Raw genomic sequence first — 1794 nt, 5'->3', positions numbered from 1 at the left:
GGCCTGTGCATCCCGGTGCAGGTGCCGGCCATGCCGCTCTATATCGCGCTCGCACAGCTCGGCCTGCTCAACACCTATTTCTCGATGATGGTGCCGTTCTTCCTATCGGTCTTCGCCATCTTCCTGTTCCGCCAGTTCTTCCGCAGCTTTCCCGACGACATCATCAACGCCGCMMGGCTCGACGGSATGAGYGARTTCGAGATCGTCTGGCGCATCGTSACGCCRAGCGCCTGGCCGGCCATCGCCGCCTTCTCGGTSTTCTCSGCSGTRGCGCACTGGAACGAYCTSTACTGGCCRYTGATCGTCATCTCCGACGCCAAGCTCGCGCCACCGCCGCTCGGGATGATGTTCTTCGCCGATGCCGAGACCGGMTCGAATTACGGCGCRCTSACKGCSGCSGCGACGATCCTGACCGCGCCGCTCGTCMTCGCYTTCCTCGTCGCSAGRCGSMGGTTYATCGACGGCATCACSATGACCGGGGTGAAGTAGCGGCCTACAGCCGCTCTCCCCGCCGAAAGTTCAGGCCTGAAGCAACTGCAACCCGACAGCACCGCTGTCCATGCCAAGGAGATCACGCATGAAACCTCTCGGCAAAGCCCTTGCCGCGGCGGCATTGACCCTTCTCGCCTCGACGGCCGCGAAGGCGCAGGTCACGCTCGACGTGCTCTACGCCTTCCCGGCCTTCGCCAAGTTCCACGAGCCGATCGCCGCGGAATTCATGAAGAAGCACCCGGACATCAAGATCAATTTCCGGGCGCCGGCCGCGAGCTATGACGAAGGCCATCAGGCGATGCTGCGTTCGTCGGTAACCAACCAGTTGCCGGACGTCTACTATTCCGGGTTCCACCTGCTGACCGAGCTGGTCGAGACCCTCGACAAGCGCAAGCAGGTCGTGGATCTCGGCCCGCTGCTGAAGGCCGAGCCGGAAGCCTGGCGCAAGGCCAATTATTCCGAAGCGCTGCTCTCGCTCGGCCAGGTCAACGGCAAGCAGGTCGGCCTCGCCTTCAACGCCTCGACGCCGCTGATGTATTTCAACGCCGAGCTAGTGAAGAAGGCCGGCGGCGATCCCGACAAGATGCCCGACAACTGGGCCGACACCGTCGCGCTCGCCAGGAAGATCCGCAGCGGCGACACCGCCGGCATGGCCTACAACATCCACGACTGGCCGGATGACTGGCTCTGGCGCGGCGTGATCCTGCAGGCCGGCCATTCCATGCTCTCGGCCGATGGCAAGAAGGTCGCTTTCGGCGGCGAGACCGGCGAGAAGACGCTGTCGCTGCTGCGCAGCTTCGTCACCGAAGGCGGCATGCCGCTGATCGACTGGGACCAGTCGCGCCAGCAGTTCATCGCCGGCAAGATCGGCATCTTCTTCGACACGCCGGCTCRCCTGCGCCAGGTCACCGACCTGATCGGAGACCGCTTCACGCTGAAGACCGCGCTCTTCCCGGTCGACGACAAGGCCAACGGCAAGCTGCCGACCGGCGGCAATGCCGCGCTGATCACTGCCAAGGACCCGGCCAAGCAGAAGGCAGCCTGGGAGTTCATCAAGTTCGTCACCGGACCGGAAGCCCAGAAGATCGTCGTCGAGACCGCCGGCTACATGCCAACCAATCTACGCGCCGGCGAGGATGCCTTCCTCGGCCCGTTCTACAAGGAGAACGCCAATTTCCGCACGATCAACGGCCAGGTCTCCCGCGCCGCGCCGTGGGAAGGCTATCCGGGCGGCAATTCGGTGCGCATCTGGCGCCAGCAGCGCGAGGTCGTCGCCAGCGTGATGCGTGGCGAGATCCAGCC

2 protein-coding genes are annotated in these 1794 nt (G+C 64.5%); both read left to right on the top strand.

Features of this window, described 5'->3' with window-relative positions:
* A partial coding sequence (locus AB4Y99_RS27465) for a carbohydrate ABC transporter permease (protein ID WP_441525577.1) occupies window positions 1-489 on the top strand: 489 nt, incomplete at its 5' end.
* A gap of 88 nt (window positions 490-577) precedes the next feature.
* On the top strand, window positions 578-1794 hold a 1217-nt coding region (locus tag AB4Y99_RS27460), incomplete at its 3' end, for an ABC transporter substrate-binding protein (protein ID WP_441525576.1).

The organism is Allobosea sp. TAB14, from assembly GCF_052113865.1.
Lineage (GTDB): Bacteria > Pseudomonadota > Alphaproteobacteria > Rhizobiales > Beijerinckiaceae > Allobosea > Allobosea spartocytisi.
Note: the sequence above shows the minus strand (reverse complement) of the source record. Positions and strands in the feature narration are given on the sequence as shown.